Source organism: Desulfoluna butyratoxydans (genome assembly GCF_900699765.1).
Lineage (GTDB): Bacteria > Desulfobacterota > Desulfobacteria > Desulfobacterales > Desulfolunaceae > Desulfoluna > Desulfoluna butyratoxydans.
Map to the genome: position 1 here is coordinate 521,877 of NZ_CAADHO010000002.1, position 16,345 is coordinate 538,221.

The window sequence follows — 16,345 nt, forward strand, 5'->3', positions numbered from 1 at the left end:
GCTACCTCTCAGTTTAGGGTTACCAGGTCAGAGTCATCGTGCTCGCTGAGCAGGACGTTGACATGCTGTTCGTATTCACTGTCCACTTTCTTGCCGGTGTAGTCGGGTTGGATGGGAAATTCCCGGTGTCCCCGGTCCACCAGAACGGCCAGGCCGATGCGCGAGGGGCGTCCAAAGTCCATGAGGGCGTCCATGGCGGCTCGGATGGTGCGGCCGGTGTAGAGGACGTCGTCCACCAGGAGGATCTCCCGGTCATTGACTTCAAAGGGGATTTCCGTGGGCTTGACGATGGGCTGGTGGCTGATGCGGGTCCAGTCGTCGCGGTAGAGGTTGATATCCATCTCACCGCAGGGAAGCGAGTTGGCCTCAAGCCCTTCGATGGCTTCGATTTCGCGTTTCAGGCGGCGGGCGATGAAGACGCCGCGGGTCTGGATTCCGATGAGGGCGAGCCCCTGGGCCCCCCGGTGGTGTTCGATGATTTCGTGGGCCATGCGGGTGATGGCACGTTTAATGTCCGTGGCATCGAGAAGAACGGTTGCGCTGGTCATAGCAGGGTTCCCAATGGGTGGATGCCTGTGTAGGAACGTTTCGCCGATACCTTGTCGGGGGATCGTCACGCGTGGGTGTGGAAGGGCTGTTCACATACGGGCATGCAAAGGGTTGACGATGCCATCGGCTCGCAGTCCGATGGAGGTGGGATGCCAAGCGGCCGGTGCCGCAGGCATCAACCCCTTATTTTTATCCTATTGATGGACGATTGATCAAGTCAAATGTGGCGAAATGGGGCGTAAACGCCTTGGTTTGACCTCTTTGAAATGCCTTGATTTTGCGGATTATTTTTGACAGACTCCCCTCAGAAACCAAAGAGGGAGCAACGAGTGCAATGGGGATTTTTGATTGTACCGGCGTGATTCTGGCCGGTGGGTTGAATTCCAGGATGAGCGGAACCAACAAGGCCCTCCTCGACATCGGGGGGCAGAGCATCATGGCGCGCACCCTCGACCTGTTTGAGGAACTCTTCGGCCGGGTGCTGGTGGTCTCCAACAACCCCCTGGACTTTCTCGAATTTGACGTCAAGGTCGTCTCGGACCTCTTCCCGGAACGCTGCTCTTTGGCCGGCATCCACGCCGCCCTCTTCCACGCGGAAACCCCCTGGATTTTTGTGGCCCCCTGCGACAACCCCTTCCTCTCCCGGGAAATGGTGGAACTGGTGCTCTCGTATCGCACGGACGGCGCCACCATCGTGGTGCCTGAGACCTCCAAGGGCATGGAGCCCCTCTGCGCCGCCTATTCCCGAGAAAATCTCACCCTGGCCGAAAACAGGCTGGCCGAAGGCCGTTACAAGATCCAGAGTCTCTTTCGCAAGAAGAGGACCCGCAAGGTCCCGGAAGAGGAGATCCGGCGCATCGACCCGGAGCTGCGCAGCTTTTTCAATATCAACACCCCCGAAGACTACCAATGGGCCCTGGACATGCTTGCCCGGAAAGGCGATGAATAACCTTGTCTTTTATTGGGCAATGTAGCTGAAAAAAAACCAGCCTCCGGCGGCCAGGTGGGGGCACCTGGAGACCCTGTGGCGAATGCATGCAGGCAGACACCATGCAATCCTTTTCGGGGCATTCGCGTGATGTGTGATATGTGGCAACCGGTTTTGCAGGAGAGGCCCATTTCATTCTTTTTGAAAACATGATGAAAGGCATTTGGGATTCGCCTGGCTTTAACCGGAATAATTCCGGCGGCCAACCGTTTGACAAGCAGGGGGTAATCACGTCCTTACAAACCAGGTTAAACACATAAGGAAAAAGAATGATTCACATCGCTGAGATGATTCAAGAGATAAAGGCCCACCCTGATTTCGGCAAGGCAGGCATGGTACTGGCCCACAACGGGGTGGTGCGGGAAAGCTCCCGGGACGGACGCCCCGTCACAGGCCTCACGGTCCATGTGAACCACGCACGCCTTGACGAACTCATGGCCGAGTACCGGAGCCGGGCGGGTATCGTGGAGATCCTCATCGCCATTGAAGAGGAGAAGCCCCTGGCCGTGGGGGACGACGTCATGGCCATTGTGGTGGCAGGGGACATCCGCGAGAACGTGCTGGCTACCCTTGAAGGGCTCTTAAACGCCGTCAAGGCCGAGGTGACCTCCAAGACAGAGCATTTTACCGAAAGCTAGATTGGCATAGGCCGGGGGGCGCTGTTCAGCTCAAAATTGCCTCCGGCGGCCCTGCCGGGGGACAAACTTTTAAAAAGTTTGACAAACAGGTCTTAAGTAAGCCTTCCAGGCTACGCCGAAACAATTTCGACATTTTCGCATCCGCGCTACGTTTTGATCGCCCTGAAGGGCGATCAAAACGTAGCGCGGGTGCCTTAGAAAAGTTTTTTGCGGAGCTTTTTTTTAAAAAAGCGACCCGCCGGAGGCATGCTTTATAAGAAAGGATTTTTTCATGAAAGAATTTACGCATATTGATGAGGACGGCGCGGTTCGCATGGTGGATGTCACGGACAAGGCGGCCACGGACCGTCGGGCCGTGGCCGAGGGCCGCATTGTCATGAATCGCGACACGTTTGAGCGGATCACGGACACCCGGGTGAAAAAGGGCAACGTCCTTGAGACCGCGCGCATTGCAGGGGTGATGGCGGCCAAGCGTACCAGCGAGGTCATTCCCATGTGCCACCCATTGTTCATTACCGGGGCCCGTGTCGATTTTTATCCGGAGCCGGAGAACCATGCCTTTCGCATTGAGGCCGAGGTGCGGGTGAAAGGGGAGACCGGGGTGGAGATGGAGGCCCTCCATGCGGTGTCTGTTGCTGCCCTGACCATCTACGACATGTGCAAGGCCTACGACAAGGGCATGACCATTGAGGGAATTCGCCTTATGGCCAAGAGCGGCGGTAAGTCCGGCGTGTACCAGCGGGAAGGGGCGTGATGGCAGTCTCTGGCTTGTTGGATATGCTGATGCAGCCCGCCCTGGGGGCGGGGCTGGTGGCCGGTGCGGCCGCAGCCTGGGGTCTTGCCGGACTTCGGCATCGCCGGACGGTTCGCGCTTTGGACGAGGCCCTGGAGAGCCGGGATGCCCAGGAGGAGCGACTCTTTGCCTTGGCTGATGAAGCGGCCGAGGCCCGGGGACGCCTGACCAACCTTCTCACCCTGGAGCAGGGCATCAAAGAGAGGGATGCCGCCCTTCATCAGAAGGGAGAAACAGAGATCGCCCTGCGGTCCCGCATGGCGCGCCTTGAGGCCGAGCTTGTGAAGGAGCGGGAATCCGCGGGCGAGAAGGTGGCCCTGCTCTCTGCCCAGAAAGACGAATTGCGCCAGATGCTCAAGGCCCTGTCTGCCGATGCCCTGGCAGACAACGCAAAGACCTTTGCCCAGCTCTCTAAGGAGACCCTGGAGGCGGTGGTTGGCGAGGCCCGGCGTGATTTTACCCGCCGGGGGGAGGCGGTCAAAGAGATCGTGGCCCCCGTGGCCGAGGCCATGAAAGCCTACGACGAGAAGGTCCGTCAGATGGAGATGCAGCGGGAAAAGGCGTACGGGGCCCTCACCGAGCAGGTGGAGACCCTTGCCCGGACCCATGCCGTGCTCCAGAAGGAGACCACCAAGCTCTCCGGGGCGTTGCAGGTGCCCAATGTGCGCGGTCGCTGGGGCGAGATCACCCTGAAGCGGGTGGCCGAGCTCTCTGGCATGGTGGACCGGTGCGATTTTTTCGAGCAGGTGAGCATGAAGGGCGAGGCCGGTGCCATGCGACCGGACATGGTGGTACAGCTCCCCGGAGGGCGGCGCATTGCCGTGGACTCCAAGGTCCCCCTGGCCGCCTATCTGCGGGCCATGGAGGCCACCACCCAAGGGGAAAAGGCGAAACATCTGGACGAACATGCCCGGGCCCTTCATCACCATGTGCAGGTTCTCTCGGGCAAGGCGTACTGGGCGGGTCTCAAGCCCGCCCCTGAGTTTGTGGTCCTCTTTATCCCGGGGGAGAGCTTTTTCTCCGCGGCCCTTGCCAAGCGGCCCGGCCTTATTGAAGAGGGCATTGAAAAAGGGGTGGTGCTGGCCACTCCCACCACCCTGATCTCCCTGCTCAAGGCTGTGGCCTACGGGTGGCGCCAGGAGCAGGCCGCTGAAAGCGTTCACGAGATCCAGGCGCTGGGCAAGGAGCTCTACAGCCGCGTGGTTACCTTTGCCTCCCATTTGAACAAGCTGGGCGGGGAGATCGGCAAGGTGACCTCCACCTACAACCAGCTGGCAGGCTCCTTTGAGCGGCGCCTCTTTGTCTCGGCCCGGCGGTTTGAAGAGTTGGGGGTGCGGGAGAAGGATACGGCTGTTATTGAAGCACCGGATCCCGTCGAAACGGTGCCCAGAAAGGTGGAGGCAGGATGATGGACGCCTTTAAACGAACCGGTGCACGGTGGTGGCTCGTGGCTGCTGCGTTGGTTTTTCTGTGCTTTGGCTGCATCACCACGGGCAAAGAGAAGAGCAAGGCGCTTCCTGCGCTGGTGCCCGTGGTTCCGGGGGAGGCGGGGTACCCCTCCTTTGAGGACGACCTGGATTTTCAAGGGCTTGAAGAGGCCCTGTTTCGGAGCCTGGTCTACTACAACAGGATTCCCAAGACGCGTACCTTTACTGTGGGAGAGGACCGCTACAGCGTCTCGGAGATGATTCGCTCGGCCGTGGCCCTTCTCTACGCCATTCACGAGGACCCTTCCCCTGAGGCGGTTGCGGGATTTATCCGGGACAACTACCGTGTGTACCGGTCCACGGGACGGGACGGAAAAGGGGAAGTTCTTTTTACCGGTTACTACGAAGCCTCACTTTTCGGCCACACCGAAGAGACCGAGCGGTATCGCTACCCCGTGCTCTCCCGGCCCGACGACCTGGTGACCATCGATATCTCCCGGTTTCCCGGGGTGAAGGCCTCGGGAAAGCGGCACCTCATCGGCCGGGTGACGGAAAAGGGAACGGTGGTGCCCTACTACACCCGTCATGAGGCGGACAACGGCAGCGCTCTTCTCGATCGCACCGAGCCCCTGGCCTGGGTGGATGATCCCGTGGATCTGTTTTTTCTGGAAATTCAGGGTTCGGGGGTTATCACCATGGAGAACGGGGAGGAACTCAGGGTGCACTACCAGACCAAAAACGGCCATCCCTACCGCAGTATCGGCAGGTACATGATCCGGCAGGGGTTTCTGGAAAGGGAGGCGGTCTCCATGCAGTCCATCCGCAGGTGGCTGGAGGAGAACCCGGAGCGCAGGCAGGAGGTGTTCAACTACAACCCCAGCATGGTCTTTTTTATGGAAGAGGCCAAGGGGCCCCTGGGCTGCTACAACGTGCTCGTGACCCCCAACCGCTCCATCGCCACGGACAAGAGGCCCTTTCCCGCCTGCGGCATCGCCTTTATCACCACGGAAAAACCCGGGGAAACAAGGCCGGATGAAGTGCTCTCCTGGGAATCCTTCGGCAGGTTCGTGATGAATCAGGATACGGGCGGGGCCATCAAAGGCCCGGGGCGGGTGGATCTGTTCACCGGCCATGGGGAAGAGGCGGAACTTACGGCTGGCCACATGAAGCAGACCGGGTCCCTCTACTTTCTCGTGTTGAAGCCCTCGGTGAGGTGACGTGCCATGGTCGGCGGCCCTGCCAGAGGCCAAACGTATCCGCTGCCTGCTTTCAAGGTGGCACGCCTTGCCGCCTGAGGTTGTTTTTTTGATCTGAAGAGTGACAACAAAAAAAGGGTGGCCCCTGCCAGCGGGCCACCCTTGGAGAGTGAGCAAACCTCCCCGAATACCACCGGAACTCCCTTTGTTGTACGTTAACCTTTCGGGCCTTCACCCTGCCCAAGGTTACATGAATGGTGTTGAAGCTCGGCGGTAATCTCAATTTTTCATTTAGCGTATGTTTACCTTATCTTTCCTGGAAAAACGTTTCAAGATCAGTCAAAGTTGTTGCTAAAAAACAAAGTTATAACGAGTGGTTAATCCCGTCTTCCCCTTCGTTGGCAGGGCTTTCGGCGGGGACAGGCCGTGCCTCAATCTTTCGATTTCCTCCTATTTTTTATCCCCACACTCAAATTAAGTGGACCTCTGGCTTGGTTTAATAATTATTTCATGTGATTGAGCAATGATCTTTCCCGTGAATTGATTTGACAACCGACAGGCCCGGTGATTCAATGGTGTCAGACTGCCGACGCCCCGGGCGTTGGCGGATTTTCCTCATCGATTACCCTTCTGGGTCGGAGCTTTGTGTCTTGCATCCGACCTGAGCGCACCCGGTTTCCATCTCGTGCCCTGGAACCGGGCCCGCAGCCGCCCGCAAAAGACGGCCTGACCAACACCACCCGCTGAGCACTCGCATACCTGAAATGACGAAGGTTTCATGAAAAAGGGGGACCGGATGGACGCTGAGATCTTTTTGACCACAGAAGAAGCCAAAGATGCCGTATGCCTGGACCTGGAGCAGTACGGTCTCCAGGAGGACACCCTGGAAGAGATGGCTGCCATGGCCGGCGGGGGGTGGCCGGAGCGCTTCCGGGAGGTCATGAGCGGGGGGGAGGGGAGCCTGTACGAGATGATCGCCCTGGTCCAGGAGTTTCTGAACAGCCCAACCCTCACCGAGGAGACCCTGTGCCGGGCCTTTTCCCTCATGTTCTGGTCGGATGTGCGAAAGGCAAGAGGACCCGAAGGGGAAGAGGGGGTGGCCTTAACCACGGAACTCCACGACTTTACATGCCTCCAGTGCGGTCAGTGTTGCACCAACCTGGACTACAGCCGTGCCCTCACCGCCGAGGACATTGCCATGTGGAAGAAGGCCGGACGGGACGATCTCCTGGCCTGGGTGGGAAAAGACAAGGTGGACGGGGGCTACACCATCTGGGTCGACCCCGGCACGGGCGAGCCCCAGGACCCCTGTCCCTTTCTCACCATGGAAGGCGGCAAGGCCAAATGCGCCATCCATGATGTGAAGCCCGCCATCTGCCGGGAATACCCCGCCACCAAAAAACACGGTTTTATGACCGGCTGCATCGGTATCGAACAGTTAATCCAGAAAGAGTGCGCGAGTTAGGCCGAGGGCTCCTACGGCATTTACAGTCTCTTTGACCTTTGTCACATGGGTGAAATCTGCGCCCAATTAAAACCATTTTGGGGCAGTATGCTGCTTTTAAGGGGCAATGGATATAATGGTATCAGTCCAATATGCGTTCATTAAGAGGAGCTCTGCTTAGAAAAAGTATCAATTTTTAGGCTATTGGACTGTACACCCTTCCATCGGTTTGGGTTTGATTTCGATCGTTATGTACACCACTCATTTTTTAAATTCCATCAGTCATCGGTGACATCTTTGCCGAAAATAATTCGATGAGTGAGGTTTAGATTCACGTTGATCTGTCCTTCACCCAATAGATCAGCAAGCTTATTGATAGCATCGGCAAGAGTCTTTGTGGATGCCTCACAGGATGGGACTGTCTTATTTTCTATGGGACTATTAAGAATGGATTGGCGCAATTCAGAAATTTGGGCTTCGAGTTCCCGTTGGTTTTTTTGCATTTCTTCCAATGTTGACCTATACCAGGCGGGCGATCCTTGCAGCTCCTCAGGGGAGTGTAATGATCGAAGATCTTTGGCGGTTTTTGATACAGGTAGCTCTGGTATTTCGGCTTGTTCCGTTAGCATCGTATAAGAATGCCTTTTTCCCATTGGCCGTGGGTCTTTTGAGAGATCAACCTTTTTAATTGCTTTGACTTTTTGGGTAATATTCTGGAGGGTTATTTCACCCCTGGCATCATAAAGGCTGTATGCCTCGTCTAAGGTCATGCGGCATGCGTCAGGGTGTAATGTGTACTTATATGCCCCCTTGTCGTCATTTTTAGCACGGGTAATGAAAAAACCAAGGTCTGATCCATAGATTTTTGTCAGAATACTCGAGTATTGCGGGGCTCCTTTATTTACACCGTATTTTTCAGCCCCGATTATGGACATTTCCAAAGAGGTAAGTCCCTCCCCTGAGAGTAACATTGAAAGTGCCGCGCTGGTAAATGCTGATTTTCCTCTGCTTTTCATATTTTCTTCTCCTGCATCAAGCATATCTTACTTTGCTTTACTTTGAGGTCTTCTTTCAGTCTTGAGCGTCTTCGTGTGGTATTTCATTGGTTACCCGTTATGTCTGGTATAGTTCGTTCTCGGGTTCAATGGGATATGGAGCGTTGACACCTGTTTGCGCAAAGAAGACTTTTGCAAGGCGTGGCAGGGCCAATGACGAAGCTTTGAATCCTTCATATAAAATGAATTTTTCCGTAGTACCAGTGAGTTCAAAGAATACCCGATATAAGTATTTGGTTGTATTGCTCTGTATTATTTCGGGTAATTGATGAATTCATTGACGGGTATATACGTATTGCCTGTTATTCAGGGTTGCGTAATTTCCTGTTGTTTTGAGAAATTATATGGCTGTTCCCAGAGTGTCAAGGGCTTTGCGAGCAAATTCTGCAGGACCCCTACCTGTGATCATGGGAGATTACGAATGTTGTGTGAACGGTCAAAAAATGGAATCGCTCTAAAGGCCTCGTGTAATAGAATAATAATATGAAGATTTTAATGGTTGTCAGCAATTGAAACAAGCCAAGGACGCGACGTATTATTTAACAGGAAGAATTAAGGGGGGCATTTCATCAGATCTGCCTCCGGGGTCGACTTATTCACAGATTATTTGGTTATGGTTTCATTTTGCCTGATAGAGAATCGAAGCAAAAATCGAGTACCCTTTGAAAAGGACGACGGCGAATACTTCTTGCAATTTGGCTGATCCATTTTTCACATATTATGTGACCAAAAGGGATAATGTGTCATTGACATAATCTATAAAAAGAAGCATGTTGCGAGTAAAAATAAAGATGTATATTGTATAATTTGGAAAGCTTAAGCGAGACGATATGACAGCACGATGCCTGAAGAATATATTACTGGAGAGTCGACGGCAGCTTCCTGGCGGACTTAACCAATTGTTGATTATGCTTTGTATTTTGGATGCGGAATCACCCCTCAGTCAAAAAGATATTATCCGAAATGTCTTGATCTCCCAGCCATCGGTATGGCGAAATATTACGTTACTTGAGGACAGGGGGTTGGTTAAAGCCGATAGCGAGCGGCGAATATCTTTAACGGCCCAGGGTTCAAGGTTAATGAAGCATATACTTTCTAAATCTGAGTAGATCGAATAATGTAGTACTTTTGTGGTTATAATATATTTAAATTATAGACTTCTAACTAACATTTGACCAATGTGAATGTTGAACTATCGAATTTTACGCAGTATATCGTATTCATGATGAATATTTCTTGACAGTATTATGCGCCCTGTGTAAGTAGCCTTATGTCGATGCGATGAGCATTTTATTCGCTCTATTTGAATGATCAAGAAACACTTTTTTGCGAGCCGGTTTTGCAAGTGAGGTAGATATGCTCGATGTTGAAAGAGATACACTGAGGGGGATGGAACGGCTATTACGAGCTAATCAGTTGCTGGAGCAGTTAGAATTGTTGGGCCAACGACGTGATCTTGTTCTGGAAGATATTATTCTTGTCGAGAAAGTATTAAAGAATGTGGCAGAGGTTATCAGGGCTTTTTTCAATGAAAATGAAAGTTATTTCGAGACTTGTCTTTTTGATATTTCTCTTATCGCGAGCAATCAGTGATATCCTTGGTGGTGCTGGACGTGCGGGAGTGTTTATCTAATAAAGGTGGTATTTATTTTTATGGCCAACCCACCGATTGACTATATTTTAAACCCACTTGCCCAGGAGAGCTTTCACCAGTGGTGGTTCTGGGTTTGAACACAACAGGTGGCCTGTCGCCCAGCGACTGCCAAAGGCAGTCGCTCGCTCGGAATTACAAGTATCATGGTTTCTGCTGGAGATTTGCATAGACAGGTTAAGGAAAAGCTTTTTTGAGAAATGGGAGGGACTTTTTTGCTCAATATCTTTTCTTGTTGAATATCGTTCAGCTTGATTAATACATGTCCTCATAAAGGCCTGCAAGTCCCGATAACCCATCGAGACCGTCGGTAATATCATGAAGCTCAGGTATATTGCGACAGATCTTGAAGAATAGTTTAATAGAGCCTTCTTCGAGGGTTTTCACATCATCGGTATAAAGGGCGGCCGATAGAATGTGTTGAACATTAATCCAAATATCCGGGTATAAAGATTTGAAAATGATGACCCTAAACAAAGGGTTCTGGATTTTATAAGCGTGAATGAATTTGTCTATCGCTTGTGCAGGTATAAGAGCCTTGCCTTTTTCAACCATATAAATGAAATTGGTACTCTTATATCCAAGGGTGTTGGCCACATGGGTTTGAGATATCCCTTTTTTAGATCTGATATCCCTTAATATACAGCCAATCATTCTCTTCCGCTGCTCCTCAGTGAGGCCGTTGAAAATGTCAATAATGTCCATTGTGGTCTCTTCTTATAGTCGGTTTGCAAGATCAAAAGAATTTTATGCCATGGCTGATTAGTAGGTGATATCGACTTTCCAAGTCAAGACAAATTTCAATCTTATAATTGAAAAATTTTCAACTATTAAACTTGAAGTATTCGAGTTGTTCTTTCTTGCACGAAAATAAATCAGTGCAGAATGACCCCGTTTTAGGGAATCTATGGGGCCAGTCGTGAAACAGCGTTCCGTACCATTGAGAACGTGGATGATCGAATCTCCTCGCTTATTGAGATACGGCCAAGGGAGAGGACCATCGGTCATAGGCTGGTCTTGCCAAATCACTGATGCCATGATCCTTTCCTTTAGAAACAAAAAAAGCCCCATGCTACTCCGTAGCATGGGGCTTTTTCGTTATTCCGGCTTGTTGGGTTTATCGGCGTTGCCAAAAACTGCATCACAAGCACCCATCATGATATCGTCCCAAACGTGACTGGGGTCATCCACAGCCTTTTTGAGCGATTTCCGCACAAAGGTTCTGTAAATGATTCCCAGCACAGTCCGAATCACGTTGATTTCTTTCAATTGCATTTTATACCTCAATTTTTAAATGAAAGGGAATGCCTTAGAATATTCTTCAGGTAGTCCTCGTTGACGTAGCGACCCGATGCGTTTTTTCGGGGAGAACCCGCATTGTAGGCGAGGATACCCTCGTTCAGACCGTATTTCTTGACCTTTCGGGCCAAATGCCTGCACCCGTATTCGAGTTGGGATTCAGTGTCGTTGAAAAGTGCCGTAAGCCATCCCTTATAACCGTATTCGCGGTACACAGCTCCCATCACCTGCATGAGGCCGAAGGAGGTCATTTGTAGATTTTTCTCGGTAGCTTTAGAGCAGAGTGGGGGGCAAACTTCTTCAACTTTATAAAGCCATCGATAACCTGGCTCAAAGCGAGCCGCAATTGGGATTAAGCGGCTTTCCTGGACACAAACTCCGTAGACGATTTCGGGTGGAAGCGAGTGTTTTCTCGCAAAGATGGTGATTTTTTCGATTAAGTTGGTGGTCATTAATTTCCTTGAGAAAGGCAGGGGAACATGATGAGCTTTAGGCTCAAAGTTAATCTTTTTTTGCAGCTCGCTAAACCCGAAGTTTGTAAAAGTTGGACTTGAGTGAGCTGGATTGGGGATCTCACCTTCGCCAGCATAGGTGTTATCGAAAACAACATTTATCCCATCACTCTTCGAGCGGCTTGTTGGGCATCTGGAAGGCCAGTTCATTGATATCCGCTGGTTTGTTAGCTCTGTTGATTGCCTTTGCAATATACCTGGCTCAAATGAAGGCAAAAATTTTAATTTAAGACCTGTATTAGCCTTCGTGACATATGGCAAGAGGGCTCCAGTCGCTACTCCTATTGAACCTATTACGAGATGGATAGGGGGCATGTCATCACCATGCCAGCATAATTATCATCAGAGAAATGCATTGCCAGATCTACAGGACGATCACTATACTCTGGTCCTAACGCAACCAACTGAATCCACACCTTTGATCTTAGTGGCTTCAATTGTAATTTCATCGCAGTAAGGCAGGACGTTAACCTCGTTTAACCACAGGGCTTTTTCATCAAGTTTTCGAATTTGCTTAAACCCCTTTATTTCGATGACTTATAAGGTTTTTGAATAATGCTGTAAGCCTTTCCGGGTTATGCGGGTTGCCAGCGAGGGGTAACGGTAGGGATTTCGATCAAATCCAATTCAGCAAGAGATGTTGCATTTTTTACCTTGGTAAGAAGATTAAATTCCTCGGCCATGGTCTTTGCCAGGATTTTTTTGAAAGAGGTGGCGTTGGAAAGGACCTCCTCCACAAGCGCCGCCTTGTCAGACACGTTCAAATCAGCCCTGTTTGCGATCAATGCATCAAGGAAAGGTGTGGACGCTTTTGCATCCGCTTCGAAAGCTAAAGCTTCCGACTCCTGCATCCGCCATGTTTCCATTTCATATTGAGGAATGAATTTGCCCCATGTTTGCCAATTTTTTGCTTCATAAACATTTCTGATATCGGTGGATTTCTCATAACGGGTTTTCTCAAGGTCTCTTGCATCATAAAAAGCCTCGGCTTTGAAGTTCCACTTGAATCCCTCTGAGGGAAGAGGTGAACATTCCCCTTTGGTGAAATATATGGCGTAAATGTCGGTGGCGGTTGGGTGGTCTTCCCATGTTCCATCCTCTCGTACGGCAATTTCGACTTTTTGCCATGCCCCGTCACGCCAGATGTGTCCTTCTGATGGAGGAGCCGTATGGACTGCCTTATCACCCTCTTCCATCTTTGCTGTATCCACCAGACCACGGTACACCCCGTCTAAATCTACAACATGAACCGGTTCATCCGGGAAAGCGTAACCAGAAATGAATAAGTTTATTGCGTTGATTTCTTCAGAGGTAAGTGGAATGAAGGCCCCCCCTTTGACAACTTTAAAAGCGTTGCCAATCTCGGGCTCATAGTAGAGCCCATCAAAGGGGAAATCCAGAGAGGGTTTCGTTTTGATGTCACAGCCAATTCCTTTAGCGTTGTCTACTACAAAGCCTTCTGACAGTTCGTTGTTCCAGACGATTGTGTTCATTCTATTTCCTTCATAATTAGAGAAGGGTACGGCAGATTGCGTAGTACCACTTGTACCAGTTCTTATCTGATTTCGACCAACTATCCTTATGTGTGGACCTACTATACCTGTAGCCTCCATAGTTATAGGTGGTAGGGCCTTTCCTGAAGTGTGTAAAAGGCCTGGAGCTTCCGTAGTAAAGAAGAGTCCTGTAGGTCGTGAAACTACTTTCTTCAAGCCACGTGTATGTAGATTTATTATATGTGGGGCAGGTGGTGCAGGATTGTTTGTTGCAGTAACGCCACGTTGCAGGTTTGGCAGTTGTGCATTTTGAATTTGTAACGGTCACACCATCCGAGCGTCTGCAATAAACCGAGCGAGACTGGCTGCCTGTCCCACAGGTCTTTGTGCAACCTCCATAGGAACCGGTAAACCAACTATATGAATAACCATCATGTGCCTGACGCCACGTACCGTTGATACGAACGTAGATAAGTTTAGCCTCTCGCCACGTGCCACTGACTTTGACGTAAGCCCGTGAGAAAGAACGCCATGATTTGTTTATTTTGACGTATGACATTGAACCTCTTATAGATACTGAAACCAGATATCTCCATCTGCCCCACCTGATGGCGCGGCGGTTGAAACTGTTTTATTGGCCCCGCCCCATTTCGATGCATTTGCAGCGGTTGAAGTAGAATCAAGTTTGCCGTTCCAAGTTGCTTTTTCGGTGTCAGTGACGAACCTATGTGTGGAATCTTGAGAGAGGTTGGAGACCGGATCGTCTCGAACAAGTGCTTTTTTGCCGCCAATGATGAGACCATTACGCGCAAATTGAAAGGCTTTGTCGTAGGCTACAGTATCTCCTACTGCCGCTGCCTTTGGGGCCAAATTGATGATAATTGTCCCATCACTTTCAGCGTAGTTAAATGTCATTTTTACCGCACCATCGCCTGCCTTTTTGTAGGTGTCAGCGGTACAGCATCTGTCACAACCCGCCTTAAAATTAAGATTCCCCCCTCCATCATGGACAGTCACTTTGAAATCACCGTTGTCGAGTGAAATTGGAGTCCCATTGCCTTCAGTGTGGTTGATACCAACTGTCGGCTCCCCTTCAAGTACAACTCGCTTGTTGTAACCTTTCCCCGCAAACATATCCCCGTTTACGTACATGGGTTTGTCAAAGTGGAACTTAGGCCGGTCGGTGTGAATGTGAGCGTAACTGCTGTTGTAAGGGCCGACGTCAATGTGCCCATGAGGGGTGGTGACACGAAGAGGCCCCTCAGAGCGGCCCTGGGTTAAAGTCGCATTCGCTATTTTAATTCCCCTTGGAATGGTGAGATCTCCGTTGCGGTCAAACTTGAACGACTTGCGAACACCCCAACCATCTTGGAGGCCTGCCAAGACGTACACATCACTGTCCGCCCCAAGATAAAGATACTCCAAATTTGGATCTGTATTGTTAACGACCTCGTCTCTTTTATCACCAGCAACGATAACTATTGAGTCATCTCGGCCCATGGCTACACCACCTCGGGCCGTTATTTGCTTCATGAAAGAGCCGCCATTCGTTCTGACAATGTCGTGACCATTACCTTTTGAATCAACACGAAAGGCGGTAGTACCTGAAACCCAACTATTCCATGTCATACCACCATCACTGGTCTCTCGAGTGTAACATTGTCCAAGGCAATCAAAAGCGAGCTGTACCGCATGCGTCGGAGGAATTCGTAGAAGCTGCAAAATTACAGAGTTTTGATTGAATGGCGAATTCGGATTTGACTTACCAACAACAAAGAAATGGGTATACATGTCTTGATTGTTAGGCTCTTTGTTTGGCAGGTTGGCGTCACCAAGGCCATGTAGACTTTCAAACCACATCTTAAACGCATCTTTAGTTACAGATCGATGGTAGTTGTCCCCAGAGTTACTATTTCGCATGATAACCGCAGCACTTGAATTGATTCTACTATCGTTTACGTAGGTGCTCCGGGGAAGGCGCATATTAATGTCGCCAGCGTTGGTTCTGCGCGGAATTGTATCTGCTGTCGGGGACGCTGTCACATCGATTTTTTCTACTTTACCTTCGTCCAGTGAGGCAAAGTTTTCGTTGATGTCCTGGCGGCTATCTGCCAGGCGCTCCCCCTCACCAATCACCTTGAGTGTTGTCATTTAAACTCCTAATTTTCCAAGCCACGCAGGCCGTTTGCAAAATACATCCGAGCGATGGTCTGGCCGTAGGTCCAGCCACACATACGCTTTTCATCCAGATATTTTTGTGGGTCGTTGTCATATTCGTAGGGGATTGCCACGCACGCAGAACAGTACTGAGCCACAGGGCAGCTCTGGCATTCATCCGGAAGGGCTTTGTACTGGGTGATAATCTGCTCTTTGAGAAAGTGGTTGCAGGGAACGATTTCACCTTTGTTCAGGATACCGACGTGCATGTCGTCCCGATCCATGGTGCAGAATCGGTTGCAGCCATAGATCTTGCGATCAAAACCAAGGCAGGTCATGTGCTCGGTACTGCCGCAGGCGTTTCTGCCTTCGTTACCGTGGCCAAGGGAGGTTTGGTAGTTCATCCCCTCGATATCCTCAAACCCGTTGAGTTGAAAAACCTTCACTTTATCCTGCAGGTTGTTTTTGAAGAGGTATTCGCCAACATCAATGAGCTGTCGGGCTACCTTCATGCCGAAGACCTGGTCGTAGGTGCCTTCGAAAATCAGGTTCGCCCCAATATCAATAAAACCGAGGTCAATCAAGCTGATGACGCTCTTTGCGTAATCGTCAAACGTGTCTTTGGTGAAGGTAGCTTTGACACCGATCCGGTGTGGACAGTAGTTTTCGAAAAGCCAATTTGCGCCGGCCACAACGTCGTCATACGAACCTTTGCGAGACGTTTTATAAACCCGATGCTTGTCGTGGTTCTCTTTGAGGCCGTCAATGGAGAGGCCGACGTGGAGGTCGTGCTTGTATTTCAGGAGAAATTCCTGGACGTCGGGGGTGGTAATGAGCGTACCGTTCGTCGAAATGGACGCACCATTGAAGCCGACTTCATATTTCTCGCAAAGCATCTTCGCGTGATCGATGGATAATGCGAGAAGTTCGGGATACATCAGGCACTCACCGCCCACAAAGGTTACATTCACGTCGAAGTCTTTCTCCTTATCCCGTTCAAAACATGCTTCCAGGAACTCCCGGATATCTTCGATTTTGTTGACCTTTTTGCACTTTTTCTCGTAACAGTACGAGCAGTCCAGGTTGCAGTTGAGATTTGTCAGGATCTGGTACTCTTTGGGGATGGAATTTGTCATGGTATGT

17 protein-coding genes are annotated in these 16,345 nt (G+C 50.8%); 8 read left to right on the forward strand and 9 right to left on the reverse strand.

Annotation, left to right across the window (positions count from 1 at the left end; genetic code table 11):
* Positions 1–8: 8 nt before the first annotated feature.
* Positions 9–548 carry a bifunctional pyr operon transcriptional regulator/uracil phosphoribosyltransferase PyrR gene (gene pyrR / locus MSL71_RS07355; protein WP_180138297.1) on the reverse strand — a complete coding sequence of 180 codons (540 nt, stop codon included), beginning with the start codon at positions 546–548 and terminating at the stop codon, positions 9–11.
* A gap of 335 nt (positions 549–883) precedes the next feature.
* Between pyrR and mobA the strand changes: the two genes are divergently transcribed.
* The 6 genes from mobA to MSL71_RS07385 all read left to right on the forward strand — a co-directional run bounded on the left by mobA (position 884) and on the right by MSL71_RS07385 (position 7,056).
* On the forward strand, positions 884–1,498 hold the full coding sequence (gene mobA, locus MSL71_RS07360) for a molybdenum cofactor guanylyltransferase (RefSeq protein WP_180138299.1): 615 nt from the start codon (positions 884–886) through the stop codon (positions 1,496–1,498).
* Between the two features lie 308 nt (positions 1,499–1,806).
* Complete coding sequence (locus tag MSL71_RS07365) at positions 1,807–2,175, forward strand: molybdenum cofactor biosynthesis protein MoaE (protein WP_246317739.1); 369 nt, start codon at positions 1,807–1,809, stop codon at positions 2,173–2,175.
* A gap of 271 nt (positions 2,176–2,446) precedes the next feature.
* Positions 2,447–2,929, forward strand: a complete 483-nt coding sequence (gene moaC, locus MSL71_RS07370; RefSeq protein ID WP_180138301.1) for a cyclic pyranopterin monophosphate synthase MoaC — start codon at positions 2,447–2,449, stop codon at positions 2,927–2,929.
* Positions 2,929–4,377 carry a DNA recombination protein RmuC gene (locus tag MSL71_RS07375; RefSeq protein ID WP_180138303.1) on the forward strand — a complete coding sequence of 483 codons (1,449 nt, stop codon included), beginning with the start codon at positions 2,929–2,931 and terminating at the stop codon, positions 4,375–4,377. The genes moaC and MSL71_RS07375 overlap by 1 nt, the downstream gene beginning before the upstream one ends.
* Positions 4,374–5,612 (forward strand): murein transglycosylase A, encoded by a 1,239-nt coding sequence (mltA, locus tag MSL71_RS07380; protein WP_180138305.1) that lies wholly within the window; start codon positions 4,374–4,376, stop codon positions 5,610–5,612. Before MSL71_RS07375 ends, mltA begins: the two co-directional genes overlap by 4 nt.
* A 775-nt stretch (positions 5,613–6,387) precedes the next feature.
* Positions 6,388–7,056 (forward strand): YkgJ family cysteine cluster protein, encoded by a 669-nt coding sequence (locus MSL71_RS07385; protein ID WP_180138307.1) that lies wholly within the window; start codon positions 6,388–6,390, stop codon positions 7,054–7,056.
* Positions 7,057–7,313: 257 nt separating this feature from the next.
* Here MSL71_RS07385 and MSL71_RS07390 read toward each other — a convergent pair whose 3' ends face one another.
* Positions 7,314–8,051, reverse strand: a complete 738-nt coding sequence (locus MSL71_RS07390) for a hypothetical protein (protein WP_180138309.1) — start codon at positions 8,049–8,051, stop codon at positions 7,314–7,316.
* Between the two features lie 947 nt (positions 8,052–8,998).
* Between MSL71_RS07390 and MSL71_RS26865 the strand changes: the two genes are divergently transcribed.
* Both MSL71_RS26865 and MSL71_RS07400 read left to right on the forward strand, forming a co-directional pair.
* Complete coding sequence (locus tag MSL71_RS26865; RefSeq protein ID WP_425484406.1) at positions 8,999–9,199, forward strand: winged helix-turn-helix transcriptional regulator; 201 nt, start codon at positions 8,999–9,001, stop codon at positions 9,197–9,199.
* A gap of 247 nt (positions 9,200–9,446) precedes the next feature.
* On the forward strand, positions 9,447–9,683 hold the full coding sequence (locus tag MSL71_RS07400; protein WP_180138313.1) for a hypothetical protein: 237 nt from the start codon (positions 9,447–9,449) through the stop codon (positions 9,681–9,683).
* Between the two features lie 313 nt (positions 9,684–9,996).
* Here the strand turns inward: MSL71_RS07400 and MSL71_RS07405 are convergent, their stop codons facing one another.
* From MSL71_RS07405 to MSL71_RS07430, 7 genes are all read right to left on the reverse strand, one after another.
* The gene (locus tag MSL71_RS07405) at positions 9,997–10,446 is read right to left on the reverse strand and encodes a helix-turn-helix domain-containing protein (RefSeq protein ID WP_180138316.1); all 450 of its coding nucleotides are present in this window, start codon (positions 10,444–10,446) and stop codon (positions 9,997–9,999) included.
* A 393-nt stretch (positions 10,447–10,839) separates the two neighbouring features.
* The gene (locus tag MSL71_RS07410) at positions 10,840–11,016 is read right to left on the reverse strand and encodes a hypothetical protein (RefSeq protein ID WP_180138318.1); all 177 of its coding nucleotides are present in this window, start codon (positions 11,014–11,016) and stop codon (positions 10,840–10,842) included.
* An 8-nt stretch (positions 11,017–11,024) separates the two neighbouring features.
* Positions 11,025–11,867 carry a lytic transglycosylase domain-containing protein gene (locus MSL71_RS07415; RefSeq protein WP_180138320.1) on the reverse strand — a complete coding sequence of 281 codons (843 nt, stop codon included), beginning with the start codon at positions 11,865–11,867 and terminating at the stop codon, positions 11,025–11,027.
* Positions 11,868–12,127: 260 nt separating this feature from the next.
* Entirely contained in the window at positions 12,128–13,045 is a 918-nt protein-coding gene (locus tag MSL71_RS07420; RefSeq protein WP_180138322.1) for a hypothetical protein, read from the reverse strand.
* A 16-nt stretch (positions 13,046–13,061) separates the two neighbouring features.
* Complete coding sequence (locus MSL71_RS26870; RefSeq protein ID WP_425484395.1) at positions 13,062–13,604, reverse strand: thrombospondin type-1 domain-containing protein; 543 nt, start codon at positions 13,602–13,604, stop codon at positions 13,062–13,064.
* 8 nt (positions 13,605–13,612) lie between these two features.
* The gene (locus MSL71_RS07425; RefSeq protein WP_180138324.1) at positions 13,613–15,196 is read right to left on the reverse strand and encodes a hypothetical protein; all 1,584 of its coding nucleotides are present in this window, start codon (positions 15,194–15,196) and stop codon (positions 13,613–13,615) included.
* Between the two features lie 8 nt (positions 15,197–15,204).
* Positions 15,205–16,338: a radical SAM protein gene (locus tag MSL71_RS07430; protein WP_180138326.1), complete on the reverse strand. Its 1,134-nt coding sequence runs from the start codon at positions 16,336–16,338 to the stop codon at positions 15,205–15,207.
* Positions 16,339–16,345: the final 7 nt, after the last annotated feature.